Source organism: Paenibacillus sp. sgz302191 (assembly GCF_057749925.1).
This window is the reverse complement of the sequence record NZ_JBYLHY010000004.1, coordinates 57,237-70,553: the sequence shown is the minus strand read 5'-3', so window position 1 is coordinate 70,553 and position 13,317 is coordinate 57,237. Positions and strand designations below refer to the sequence as shown.

Sequence of the window (13,317 nt, the reverse complement as noted above, 5' to 3'; positions counted from 1 at the left end):
GCACCTCATCCATAAAATTTTAGTTCTCAATCAATTCGATTCGGGGATGGGCGAATCCTTTTGGAAATTAGATTTGCAAAGCCCATCCTTATTCCGAATAGTTGATGGAAAAATTAGAAAAAATAAGACCGCTACGAATTCAAAAGGAAAAGAGTGGAGCGCATTGTTCAGAAAAATAGCGAAAACCGCCCTGCATGCAGCGGCGGTCGGAGTGTTATTAAGCGGCTTAGCCTTGCAGGGGATAAACGCGGCAGCGGCGGAAGAGCGCCGGGAGCCGTCAACCCCGGGGCCGGGAGCGGGGGCGGGGGCGGAACAAGGCCTGCTGCTGCAGACGAGAGAAATCGATGTGACCGGCGACGGCAAGCCGGAGTTGGTGGCGCTGGGCGGAACGAAGGCGGACGCTGCGGGCTCGTATTTTTCCAGGCTGTTCGTTGTCGTAACCGGCGGCCAAGGCCGGAATCAGGTGGTGATTCCGCTGCAGGGAGGCCACAACCCGAACATGCGGTTCTGCGATTTCAACGGCGACAAGCTGCCCGAAATTTATGTCTCCGCAGAAACCGGCGGCAGCGGCGGAGCGTCCCGTTCCCACATCTATTCGCTGCAAAATAATGTGCCCACAGCCCTGCCGGTCCCTGAGCCGCTTCGCGTGACGGCGAAGTTCAAGCATAACTACGTGGTAAAGCTGAAAATCGAAGAAACGGGCAAATCTTTCAAAATCGACCTCAAGGAGAAAAAGCAGGATTACGATCAGTCCGGCGTATACAAAAACGGCATGCTTGTCAAACCGTTTCTCGTTAGCGTTAATCCGTACAGCGACTTGCAGACGATGGATGCCGATCAGGACGGCGTATGCGAACTGAAAGGCGTTCAAAGAATCGCAGGCATGGCTGACGCCGATACGCTAGGTTATGCATTGTCGATCTGGAAGTGGAAGGAAGGCAAGTGGGCGCTCGTTTCTTCGAAGGTGAAGAAATCGCTGTAGCGCTTATACCCAGTTGCCCTTACGGAACAGGGGTTCGCGGGTTCCATCCTCCGTAATGCCGTCGATATCCATTTCGGCCGAGCCGATCATGAAGTCTATGTGGATCAAGCTTTTGTTATAGCCGTGCTCGGCCAGCTCTTCGGCGCTCATCGCCGATCCGCCCTCGATCGTGAACGGGTAGGAATTGCCCAGCGCGACGTGGCAGGATGCGTTCTCATCGAATAGCGTATTGTAAAAAATAATGCCGGAGCGGGAGATCGGCGAATTATGCGGCACCAAAGCGACTTCGCCCAGGTACCGGGCTCCTTCGTCTATGTCCAGTATCTTGTTCAGCACTTCCTGGCCTTTCTCCGCCGTCGCCTTGACAACTTTGCCGTTCTCGAACGTCAAAGTAAATCCGTCGATCAGCGAGCCCTGATAGCTCAGCGGCAGCGTGCTGCGCACGGTTCCGTTCGTGCCGTCCCTGCGCGGCATCGTAAACACTTCCTCCGTCGGCATGTTCGGAACGAACGGAATGCCGCTTTCGGTGTCGCTGCCTGCGGCAACCCACACATGCTTGGAAGCGAGCTCGATGTAGAGGTCCGTTCCCGGCGACTGCAGATGCAGCTGCTTGAATCTCTTCGCATTCAGCATTTGCTGCTTGCCGGTCAGCACGGCCAAATGCCGCTTCCATGCCTCCACAGGATCGGCAGTATTGACGCGGGTGAGCGTGAAAATCTGCTCCCACAGCTTCTCGATCCGCTCGGCTTCGCCAAGTCCGGGGAATACCTTGGCCGACCATTCCGGCGTCGGGAAGGAAACGAGCAGCCAGTTCACCTGGTTGTTGCGCAGGTACTTCAGGAAGCCTTCCCGGGCTGCGGCGGCCGTTTTGGTGGACGTAGCGATGCGGTCCGGGGCGATATCCGTGAGCAAGTCCGAATTGGGCGCGTAGATCTGGAGGAAGGCTGCACCGCCTTTGGCCAGTTCTTCCAGCCCGTTCGCTCTCCACATCGGGTATTCCAGCAGGGATGACTCGGGCGCGTGCTTCAGGCGGATCGCCTTCACTTCGTCATCGTCCCAATCGACGACGACGTCTTTTGCCCCCGCTTCATAAGCTTTCTTGGCTACTTTACGGACAAAATCGGCGCAAGATATCGGCGTCATGATAACGAGCGTCTGGTCTTGCTGTACATTCAGGCCCACCTTTACGGCAAGCTCTGCATATTTATCCAAATTGGACTCAAAATTCTCCATCGGCGCTGGCTCCTTTATATTTTGCTAAGAATTAGTGTATGATAGAAAATAAAACTTTAAACCCGAGGGAGAAAGGCTGGCATCAATGGAAACGAAGAGCACTCCATCCAATTTCATTAAAAACATTGTAATCGAAGATTTGCAATCAGGCAAAGTCAGCCAGATCGTCACCCGATTCCCCCCGGAGCCGAACGGATACCTTCACATCGGGCACGCGAAGTCGATCTGCCTCAATTTTGAGCTGGCCGACGAGTTCAAAGGCTTGACCAACCTGCGTTTTGACGATACGAATCCGGTTAAGGAAGATACGGAGTATGTAGAATCCATTAAAGAGGACGTGGCTTGGCTCGGCTTTCAATGGGACGGCTTGTTCTTTGCCTCCGACTACTTCGAGGAAATGTACAACCGCGCGCTCGTCTTGATCCGCAAGGGCCTTGCCTATGTAGACGACCAAACGGCCGAGCAAATCCGCGAATCCCGCGGAACGCTGACCGAGCCCGGCAAAGAAAGCCCGTTCCGGGGCCGCAGCGTGGAGGAGAATCTGGACCTGTTCGCACGGATGCGCGCAGGCGAATTCAAGGATGGCGAAAAGGTGCTCCGCGCCAAGATCGATATGTCATCGCCGAACATCAACTTCCGCGATCCGGTCATCTACCGCGTCGTTCACGCGCATCACCACAATACAGGGGACAAATGGTGCATCTACCCGATGTACGCCTTTGCCCACCCGCTGGAAGACGCGATCGAAGGCGTGACCCATTCCATTTGCACGCTGGAGTTCGAGGATCAGCGCCCGTTTTACGATTGGGTGATCCGCGAATGCGAGATGCCGAACGTGCCGAGACAGTACGAGTTCGCACGGCTCAACCTGACGAATACCGTCATGAGCAAAAGAAAGCTCAAGCTCCTCGTCGACGAGAAAGCGGTTGACGGTTGGGACGACCCGCGGATGCCGACGATCTCGGGGCTGCGCCGCAGAGGCTATACGCCTGAAGCGATCCGCAATTTTGCGCGTGAAATCGGCGTAGCGAGAAGCTACAGCGTCGTCGACAGCAAAATGCTGGAGCACTTCATCCGCGAGGATTTGAAGCTGAAGGCGCTGCGCACGATGGGCATTCTGAACCCGCTCAAAGTCGTGATTACGAACTACCCGGAAGATCAGACCGAAATGCTGGATGCGGAAAACAATTCGGAAAATCCGGAAATGGGCCACCGCCAAATTCCGTTCTCCCGCGAAATCTACATCGAGCAGGACGATTTCATGGAAAATCCGCCGAACAAATATTTCCGCCTATTTCCCGGCAACGAAGTGCGTCTGAAGCACGCTTACTTCATCAAATGCAACGATTTTATTAAGGACGAGAACGGCAAAGTCGTCGAGCTGCACTGCACATACGATCCCGAAACGAAGAGCGGAAGCGGATTTACCGGCCGCAAAGTGAAAGGCACGATCCATTGGGTGGACGCCAAACACGCGGTTCCTGCGGAATTCCGCTTGTATGAGCCGCTTATTCTGGACGATAACGACGATGACGCCGCCTCCTTCCTGGAGAAGCTGAACCCGAACTCGCTGCAAATCGTGCAAGGCTTCGTCGAAGACAACATGAAGCAGGCGAAGGCGCATGACAAGTTCCAATTTTTCCGTCACGGTTATTTCAACGTGGATCCGAAGCATACGACCGTCGACCGTCTCGTGTTCAACCTGATCGTCTCGCTCAAAAGTTCATTTGAAGTATAAAACCACAAGGCTGTTCCTCCGTCATCCTCCGATGACTGCGGGAGCAGCTTTTTTTCGCCGTTTTGGTCAAAATCGTTCACAACTTTGTAACGTGCCTCCCTCTTTTATGAAAATAAATCATGAAAACGGCTTTGAAATCGGTCGCAAGTCCAGTTTCTTGTTCAGACCCGCGATTCGTGAAATTTGGGTTTGAACGAAGTATAATGGAACCAGACAGGTTGCGACGGAGAGACAAGGAGGGCACGATGAAGAAAACCGTTTTGATCGTTGACGATGACGTGAACATTTGCCGCATTACCAAGCTCTATGTGGAGAAGGGCGGTTTTCAAGTGGAAACGGCGCACGACGGCGATGCCGCGCTGAAACTGTTCGAACGGTTGAATCCGGATTTTGTGGTGCTGGATTTGATGCTGCCGAAGCAGGACGGCTGGAGTGTCTGCAATCAGATTCGCGCCAAAAGCGACGTGCCCATCCTGATGCTGACCGCCAGAGGACAGGTGGAAGAACGGATCGAAGGGCTGCAAATGGGAGCCGACGATTATATGGTCAAGCCGTTCGATCCGAACGAGCTTGTCGCCCGTATTACGAGCATTTTGCGCAGAGCGTCAGGCCGGCTGGAAACTCCCGTCAAAACGGATGTTTACGAATTCGGCAGCTTGCGCATCGACGCCATCTCGCATGAAGTCACGGTTGATGGCAAAGAAGTATCGCTGCCGAAACGGGAATATGACCTCATGCTGTTTTTCGCCCGTTTTCCGAATCAGGTGTTCTCCAGGGAAGATTTGATTTCGAAAATATGGGGCTGGGACTTTGACGGCGACGACCGCGTGGTCGATGTCTATATCAAGCGCATCCGGCAAAAGCTGAAGGCGATGACGGAAAAAGACAATGAGTGGAATATCCGCACCGTATGGGGCATCGGTTATAAATTCGAGGGAGCGGACTCATGCTGAATTCTTTTTACCGGAAGCTGCTGTTTGTTTACATGGCTATTACGCTCGTCTCGATCCTCGCGATCGCGGCTACGATCGGCTATACCATGAGGCAGAAAACGTACGAGCACAGCGAGAAGCTGCTTCAGGAAAAGATCGGCCAGGTCGAGGAACTTGCCAAAGGCTTGTTTGACGGATCTACCACGCAAAAGGAGTTTCGCAGACAAATCACCGCTCTGGAAAAAACGTCCGAAGTGCGGGTTTCCGTCATCAGGCATCCCAGTGTCAATCAAGAAAAGATCATCCCGCTGGGGGAAGTGCCGGAACGCAATGAATGGGTGCAGAGCGTGCTTAACGGCGAACAAATTACGGTCAAAGGCCCCTTTACCCAGAACAGCAAAGTGAATATGCTGATTGTCGGACAACCGGTCCTGCTGGATAACAAGGTTGCCGGCGGTCTGTTCCTGTATACCCCGCTGCGCAGCATCCAGGGGGTGATCGGCGGGATCAACCAGGCGATTATGATGTCCGCCGTTCTAATCGCGCTGATGGCGGGGATCGTGCTGTACGCCGTTTCGCGGCATTTTGTGAAGCCGATACAGCTTATGAGCCGAACGGCGGAAGCTTTGGCGACGGGGGATTTCAGCGGCCGGGTGCCGGTGCGCGGGAAAGACGAAATCGCCTCTTTGGCAGGTTCGCTCAACCGGATGGCGGGCAAACTTGAGAAAGTCGAAGAGGGGCGCAAGCGTTTCCTCTCGGAAATTTCGCATGAGCTGCGGACGCCGATTACGACGATCCGCGCATCTCTGCAAGGCATCGTCGATGAAGTCGTCGATCCCGCGGACGCCCGCGACTTTATCCAGGTGTCCCTGTCCGAGACGAAGCGTCTCAGCCAGCTGGTGGACGATTTGCTGCAGCTTTCGTCCTTTGACGAGAAGCGGGTGACGCTGAGCCGGGTCGAGGCGGACGCTGCGGAGCTTGCGCAGGACGTAGCGACCGGACTGACGATGAAAGCGAAGGCTAACGCCATCGAGCTGTGGGTCGAGGCGCAGGAAGCTCCTTTCGTACTTTATATGGACCCGGACCGGATCAAGCAAGTGTTCATCAATTTGCTGGACAACGCAATCGCGCATATCCCGCCGGGGAGCACGGCCGGAATCCGCTTGAAGGAGCTAAGAGGCGAACGCTGGATCGAGGTATGGGATAACGGCCCCGGCATTCCGGCGGAGAAGCTGCCATATATATTCGACCGGTTCTACAAGGTGGACGAAAGCCGCAACCGCACCGGCGCGGGCCTCGGCCTCGCCATTTGCAGAAGCATCGTAGAGGCGCACGGAGGCTGGATTCGGGTGGAGTCCATGCCCGGCAGAGGCACAGTTTTCTCGATTCAACTGCCGCCTGCGCCGAAGTCAAACTTATGACATATTTTTCCGCTATGATGGGGGTAAATAGTAAAAAACCGTATTTGAATATAGAGGAGTGTGTATGATGATGCATAGAGAATTGATGGGAATCGCGCTGGCAGAGCTTATAGCTTCAGGCATTCCGACGATGGCCGAAGCGGAGCTGGAGGCCGCGGTTGAAACGTCTATAAGCTCCGGTTTTTATCCGGGCAAGCGGCTGCTGCAGGACAGGGCGCTGTCCAGGCTGCAGGCAAAGGCGGCGAAGCTGGGCATCGGTACTATGGCCGGTAAAACGCAGGAGGAGCTCAAGACGGAGATTCAGGAGGCTGAGCTGGCAAAGCTGCAAGGAACAGCGAGAACACTCGGCATCGGCACGGACGGATTGACGGCGAAGCAGCTTCGCTCCGCGATCGGGCAGGCCCGGGAGCAAAAGAAAATCGGCAATCTGCTCAAGCGGGCGCATAAGCTTGGCATCAGCATCGACGGCAAAACCAAGGAGCAGCTCTGGGCTGACGTGCAAGCGGCCCTCAAGGCCAAGTGGCCAAAACCGAGCCGGCGCAGCGGCCGGGCAATATTAACATAAATGCGGTTGCTATAGCGAGCCCGGGGACAAAAGCTCCCCGGGTTTTATTGTGCTGCACGCAATTGGCGCACCTATCGCTCCCTGATGTAATAGTCTGTAATACGGAAGATTCATTCAGGGAGGGGTATTCATGAAAACGGTAAAGCTGCAAAGCTCTCGCAAAAAAATCGTTCTCCCCGCACTCGCGCTGCGTAAAGCGGCAGCAATCATGCTTCCTTTCTACTGCAAAATAGCTGCCAGCCGCCCTTTTGCCGAGAAATGGGCCAAAGCCGTGCGCGAAGCGGATCTGGCGGTCATGGAAAAGATGCTCCGCTCCGTGATCGGCGCTGAGCCGCTATCCTCGCTTGCCTCGAACGGCATCGGCTATTTCGTTGATTTTCCGCTGCCGAAGCCGATCTATGCAATTACCAATGCGACATCGATCCGCCCGGGGCAGGCGCAATTCACTTTTAACGGCTCGATCCATCGGGCGATAGCCAGGGAGGTCGTCCCGCTTTACCGGGAGCTCGCCCGCAATCCGCAATATGCCGCGCTCGTGGCCCATGCGATCAAACAGGGGAATAAAGCGTTCCTCAGCCGGCTGATCCGCAGCACCGTCAGGACGAAACGGCTGATCAGCCTGGAGATCGCGTATTCCGGCATGTTTCTGGGCTTTAAGTACCCCGCCAGCAAATACGTGTACTACAACGAGCTTTTCCGGGACGATGTGATGTGACAAGCCAACGGGCCGTCAAAGACGCCGTTAAGCTTCGGCTCGGCTCATGGATGGACCCTGATGCTGGAGAAGCCGGGCTAGTGCATCGCCGGAGCTGGCGCGGCACAGAAGCTTGCGTTATGGCCTGTATTATTCAAACTGTTGAGAAGCTCATTTGCTGTGCTGGGGATAAGGCGAGAAGAAGAAAACCTGCAAAAGTGCAGTTTTTTGCTCGTCAATGCGCCAGCAGCGAAAAATTCCTGCAAAAGTGCAGCAATTTCATCTAGCCCCCGGGCTTAGACCCATTTCAACCGGAAATTCCTGCACAATCGCAGGCTTTTCGCCAAAACGAGCCGCTTTCATCGAAAAAGCCTGCATTTTTGCAGGTTTTACCGCTGCTGCCAGGCCATCGAACGAATGGCTGCGGCACGAAGTATATAAATTTCCAGATAGAGTCCCCTTTGTTTCACCTCAATATTTTAGTAAAAAGTTTGTAATTAGTATAAAGAAATGGAAGTACAGCTGGTGCATTTTAGGGAAAGTGTGATTTGATTTTTGAACATCCGCTTGGCTACAATGGAAGGAAAAACGCGGTGAGGGGATAGCCTTTGATTTATATCGGATTAAGCGGATGGGGCGACCATGATTTGGGCGAAAACAGCCGTGGAAAATTGCAAATATACGGGGCGCATTTTCCGATTGTGGAGCTGGACAGTTCCTTTTATGCTGTTCAACCGGAGCGCAATTACCGCAAATGGTTGGATGAAACGCCGGGCGGGTTCGGCTTTATTGTTAAAGCATATCAGGGCATGACGGGCCATTTGCGGGGCGAGAATCCTTTTGCCGGAACGGAGCAGATGTTTGACGCTTTTTTGGCATCGGTGCGTCCGGTACAGGAGGCGGGCCGGTTGAAGGCGGTACTGTTTCAGTATCCGCCATGGTTTGAATGCAGCAAGGCGAATGTCGACTTGCTCCGCTATGCGAAGGCCAAGATGGGCAGCCTGCCGGCCGCGCTGGAGTTTCGCCATCAGAGCTGGTTTGCGGATGGGATGATGGAGAAGACGCTGGCTTTTATGCAGCGGGAAGGCTGGATGCACAGCATTTGCGATGAGCCGCAAGCGGGGATCGGTTCGGTGCCGACGGTTTTGCGGGCGACGCACCCGGACATGACCATCGTTCGTTTTCACGGCCGCAACGTAAGCGGTTGGAAGCAAAACAGCGAGACAAACTGGCGCGATGTCCGGTATTTATATCATTACAACCGGCAGGAGCTGCTGGAATGGAAAGAGCGGCTGCTGCAGCTGCAGGAGCAGGTGAAGGATATATGCGTTATTTTCAACAACAACTCGGGGGGACATGCGGCGGGCAACGCCAAAGAGCTGATGGAGATGTTGGGGCTCGACTACGAGGGGCTGGCGCCGAGGCAGCTGGATTTGTTTTGAGTGAAAGGAAACGAGTGCAAAAAGAGACCTGTTCGGGGCGATAGCAGGTCTCTTTTTACTTGCGTTTAGCGAAGCAGCCAGGGATTGAATTCGGGTCTGCCGTGGATTGGCAGTCTTTTTGGCGGTTAAGGGGCGGGGAAGTCCCTTATAACGAATTTGTACCTGTCCGGCAAGCTGAGACGGGGATAAAATGTTCATAATGAATTTGTAACCTTTCGTAGAGGAGAGGGATTGATGAACATAAGGGGCGCTGTTTTGAACTTGGAGGAGTGTAAAAGGATCGCGGCCAGGCTGCGGGCGGCCGGTTGTGTTTTCGCCGAGGATGAGGCCCGGCTGCTCATTTCTGCGGCGCGGACGCCGGCCGACCTTGCCGGCATGGTGGACCGGCGGGTTGCCGGCCTGCCCCTCGAGCACGTCATCGGCTGGGCGGAGTTTTGCGGTCTGCGGATAGAAGTGGACCCGGGAGTTTTCGTCCCCCGGCAACGCAGCGGATTTCTTGTCCGCCAGGCCGCCGCCTTCGCTCGTGCCGGAGCCGTAGTGGCGGACCTGTGCTGCGGCACGGGCGCGCTGGGCGTCGCGCTGGCCGCCGGTCTGGACCGGGTCGAGCTGCACGCCGTCGACATCGATCCCGCCGCGGTGCGCTGCGCTCGCCGCAACGTCGCTGCTGCCGGAGGTCACGTGTACGAAGGTGACCTCTACGAGCCGCTGCCGGCCGCTCTGCGCGGCCGGGTCGACATCCTGATCGCTAACGTGCCGTATGTGCCCACGGAAGCGATCAGGCTTTTGCCGCCGGAGGCCCGCGTCCATGAGGCGCGGGTGGCGCTCGACGGAGGCGCGGACGGGCTCGACCTCCAGCGGCGGGTAGCCGCTGCGGCACCTCTCTGGCTGGCGCCGGGCGGCCGCCTGCTGGTCGAGACGAGCGAGCGGCAGTCTCCGCAGACCGTCGAGATTTTTGCCCGCAGCGGGCTGATCCCGCAGGTGGCGAGTTCCGACGAACTGGACGCCACCGTCGTCATCGGAACCAGGCCGAACCTTTAGAGCCGATCATCAGGCGGCTGCCACTAGTCGCAACGTTTCTTTCATCCCTTGACTCTTACATTAATGTCATGGCTTAGAATAGGTTTGAAGCGCTATGGCTGTACGAACAAGGAGGAAATGGAAGAGATGGATGGAAAAACTGCGGACATTTTGGCGATATCCGGCAGCCTTCGGGCAAGCTCGTCGAATACGATCCTTTTGCGCGCAGCGGCGGCTTTGGCCCCCGGCTCTATGACGGTTACGTTGTATGGAGGGATCGGGGAGCTCCCGCATTTTAACCCTGATCTGGACGGGGAGGAGCCGCCTGCCGCGGTCAACGATTTTCGCGCGCGGCTGAAGGCGGCTGACGGAGTGCTTCTATGTACGCCTGAATATGCGAACGGAGTACCGGGCGTTTTGAAAAACGCCCTCGACTGGATCGTATCTTCGGGTGAGTTTTTGAACAAGCCTACGGCTGTGATTAGTGCGTCCCCGCTGGCGACAGGGGGCGGGCAGGCGCATGCCTCGCTAATGCTGACTCTGCGCATGCTGACAGCGCATGTAGTAGAAGGGGGAACGATGCTCGTTCCCTTCGTGAACAAGAAGCTGAGCGCGGAAGGCGGCATCTCGGACGCTGCCACCGCACAGGAGCTGGCAGCCCTTCTTCATGCGCTGCTTCGCGGCATCCCTGAGGAAGACGCCCCCAAAGGCTTCCGTTAAATAAAACACCTTCCTTCTCGCTGAAATGCGAACGCAAGGGAGGTGTTTTTTTGCGGTGTTTTTTTCGTGGGGCGTGCTAAGGTGCGGAAGGCATACATGCAGGCCCATGGGACAATGCGGCTCGACAGGGAAAAGCCTGCAAAAGTGCAGGTTTTTTCTGTAATCATGGTTCATTTTGGCGAAAAGCCCGCGATTGTGCAGGAATTTTCGATAAAAATGAACCAGAGCCCATGTTCGCGGTGAAAAGCCTGCACTTTTGCAGGAATTCTCGGTGGCCAGCGATCAAAGACAAATTCATGTATTTTTGCAGGTTTTCTTTGCGCGGCCAGGCAGATTGTGGCTATCGCCTCTGACACGGGGGTTTTTCAACAGCCTGACTTTTGCAGGTTTTCTTCACGCAATCAGGCAAATTGTGCGTCAGGTTCAGGCATATGGGTTACTGGGCAGCTTGCAAAAGTGCAGGGATTTTCGCATTGTACAGACCCCTTCGAAGTGCGCTGGATATTTGTCGAATAATGCTGCAAACTAGAAGGTGAGCAGGCGCATCGGCCGCCGCCGGCAGAGGTCGCCCGCCGCCATGCAGAGCTGCAGCACACCCGGCTGGATTCAACGGAGCGGTGGAACTTATAGCAGGATCGTACCGTCAGGGCGCTATGTTCCTGGCGTTTTTTTCGATTGTTTGCTAAAAAAGTCGAATTCGTTGGGTAGTTAGGTCGAATCCAGGATAGCAAAAAAAGCGGCGCGCCGTTAATGTGGGTATTAAGATCGCGATGTAACATCATATGTGAGAATAATCCGGTTTAAAAAGGAGAGCGGCTCTATGAACCTGCCCAAGCTGCACATTCCCTGGAATTCGATCAGGTTCAAGCTGGTCATCAGCTTTTTGCTTGTCGCCATCCCTTTGCTGGGGCTGCTTTTTTATAATAATTTTTACGCGATTCACGTAGTCCGCGAGCAGGTCGCGATGTCCAACAAAAATATGATCTCCCTGTATATGGGGCAAATCGACAGCGGGCTGGACGAGGCGGATAAATACTTGAATTCACTGCTGTCGGCCAATTTTGAGCTGCAAATCCTGAGGAGCCCGCCTACGCCGGATGATTATATGCTGGCCAAGATTCATCTGTCGGACAAGCTTTCGAATGACATATTAATGTATAAAGTCGATTCCTACTTTATATATTCGCCGGCGCAAAAAGACTTGCTGGATGTTGTCAAAAACCAGGTGTCCGATTCGGGCGAAAGGGATTTTGTCAGGGAGTATTTGCGGACGGAACTGGGGGGCGCGCCTGAAACCGGGCCGTCCTTGCAGGGCAACTGGTTTGTCAAAAAGATTAACCGCGATTATTATCTGTTTCGCATTCTCAAGCTGGGCAATATGTACGTAGGCGCCTGGGTCAATGTCAAAACGTTAATGCTGCCGCTGACGCTCATTCATATCGGGGAAAAGGGCGCTTCCATGTTCGTCACGGACCGCGGCGAGCCGATGACCGACGATGCGCGCGCGCCGGCCAAGGACGTTGATTTAAGCCGGAGCTTCCAGCAGTATTATTTGACCGGAGCCAAGAATCAATTCCTGATCGTCGGCGAACGATCCAAGAAAGCGAATTTCAGCCTCGTTGCGATGATACCGAATGAGACGATTTTGCAAAACTTGCCTTATTTGAATCGAATCGTATTTGTGGTTTCTTTTTTGGGATTGCTGCTGCTGCCGGGGTTTTTGCTGTTCCTTCGCAAGACGATGCTGATTCCGCTGATGCGGATTGTGTCGGCCATGAAGCGCATCGGGGAAGGGGGCGTCAAAGTGCGGATTCAGCCGTACCCTGCTTCCGACGAGTTCCAACTGCTGCATACGACCTTCAACAAGATGATCGGCCAGATCGAGGAATTGAAAATTCATGTGTACGAGGAGCAAATCAGCAAGCAGAAGGCGGAGCTCCAGTATTTGCAATTGCAGATCAACCCGCATTTTTTCCTGAATTCCTTGAACATTTTGTACAATCTGGCTTTGGTCAAAGACTATGAGCTGATCCAGGAAATGACGCTGCGCCTGGTCAAATATTTTCGCTATATGTTAAAAAGCAATTTGACGTTCATCCCGTTGAACGATGAGCTGGAGCATGTGCGCAACTACATCCGGATTCAGGAGCTGCGGTTCCAGCAAACGTTGAACTTCCGCATTGAGACGCCTGAATCGTTCCATAAAATTCACGTGCCTCCGCTGGTCATACAGACGTTCATCGAGAATTCGATCAAGCATGCGCCGCAGATGGATGTTCCTCTTGCGCTCTTTATTCGAATCGAAATGGAGGATTCGCAGCCGGACCCGCATATACGGATCGAGATCGGCGATACGGGAAGAGGATTTCCGGAGGCTGTTTTGCAGGAGCTCAGGGTAGGCAATCGGATTATAGATGAGCAGGGGGAGCATATCGGAATTTGGAATGTGTGGCACCGGCTGAGGCTGCTGTACGGCAACCGCGCCCGCATTTCGTTCTCGAACCGTACGCCTTCGGGAGCGCTAGTCCGAATCGAGCTGCCCCTGCAGCCGGATCACTAATGAATGGGAGGTT

Annotated in this window: 11 protein-coding genes; 10 read left to right on the top strand and 1 reads right to left on the bottom strand. The window is 54.6% G+C overall.

Going from position 1 to position 13,317, the window contains the following annotated elements:
* Positions 1-163: 163 nt before the first annotated feature.
* Complete coding sequence (locus AC3G2T_RS07060) at positions 164-982, top strand: hypothetical protein (RefSeq protein WP_474684991.1); 819 nt, start codon at positions 164-166, stop codon at positions 980-982.
* A 3-nt stretch (positions 983-985) separates the two neighbouring features.
* Here AC3G2T_RS07060 and AC3G2T_RS07055 read toward each other — a convergent pair whose 3' ends face one another.
* Positions 986-2,215 (bottom strand): aminopeptidase, encoded by a 1,230-nt coding sequence (locus AC3G2T_RS07055; protein WP_474684992.1) that lies wholly within the window; start codon positions 2,213-2,215, stop codon positions 986-988.
* 85 nt (positions 2,216-2,300) lie between these two features.
* Between AC3G2T_RS07055 and AC3G2T_RS07050 the strand changes: the two genes are divergently transcribed.
* From AC3G2T_RS07050 to AC3G2T_RS07010, 9 genes are all read left to right on the top strand, one after another.
* A complete protein-coding gene (locus AC3G2T_RS07050; RefSeq protein ID WP_474684993.1) occupies positions 2,301-3,953 on the top strand; it encodes a glutamine--tRNA ligase/YqeY domain fusion protein in 1,653 nt (550 codons plus the stop codon).
* Positions 3,954-4,198: 245 nt separating this feature from the next.
* Positions 4,199-4,906, top strand: a complete 708-nt coding sequence (locus tag AC3G2T_RS07045) for a response regulator transcription factor (protein ID WP_474684994.1) — start codon at positions 4,199-4,201, stop codon at positions 4,904-4,906.
* The gene (locus AC3G2T_RS07040) at positions 4,900-6,306 is read left to right on the top strand and encodes a sensor histidine kinase (RefSeq protein WP_474684995.1); all 1,407 of its coding nucleotides are present in this window, start codon (positions 4,900-4,902) and stop codon (positions 6,304-6,306) included. The genes AC3G2T_RS07045 and AC3G2T_RS07040 overlap by 7 nt, the downstream gene beginning before the upstream one ends.
* A gap of 64 nt (positions 6,307-6,370) precedes the next feature.
* The gene (locus AC3G2T_RS07035; RefSeq protein ID WP_474684996.1) at positions 6,371-6,871 is read left to right on the top strand and encodes a hypothetical protein; all 501 of its coding nucleotides are present in this window, start codon (positions 6,371-6,373) and stop codon (positions 6,869-6,871) included.
* A 130-nt stretch (positions 6,872-7,001) separates the two neighbouring features.
* Positions 7,002-7,586, top strand: coding sequence for a hypothetical protein (locus tag AC3G2T_RS07030; protein WP_474684997.1), 585 nt, complete (start codon positions 7,002-7,004; stop codon positions 7,584-7,586).
* A gap of 587 nt (positions 7,587-8,173) precedes the next feature.
* Entirely contained in the window at positions 8,174-9,007 is an 834-nt protein-coding gene (locus AC3G2T_RS07025; RefSeq protein WP_474684999.1) for a DUF72 domain-containing protein, read from the top strand.
* Between the two features lie 234 nt (positions 9,008-9,241).
* The gene (locus tag AC3G2T_RS07020) at positions 9,242-10,045 is read left to right on the top strand and encodes a putative protein N(5)-glutamine methyltransferase (protein ID WP_488435011.1); all 804 of its coding nucleotides are present in this window, start codon (positions 9,242-9,244) and stop codon (positions 10,043-10,045) included.
* A 126-nt stretch (positions 10,046-10,171) separates the two neighbouring features.
* Positions 10,172-10,744 (top strand): NADPH-dependent FMN reductase, encoded by a 573-nt coding sequence (locus AC3G2T_RS07015; protein ID WP_488435010.1) that lies wholly within the window; start codon positions 10,172-10,174, stop codon positions 10,742-10,744.
* Positions 10,745-11,564: 820 nt separating this feature from the next.
* Complete coding sequence (locus tag AC3G2T_RS07010; protein WP_488435009.1) at positions 11,565-13,304, top strand: sensor histidine kinase; 1,740 nt, start codon at positions 11,565-11,567, stop codon at positions 13,302-13,304.
* The last annotated feature ends 13 nt before the right edge of the window (positions 13,305-13,317 follow it).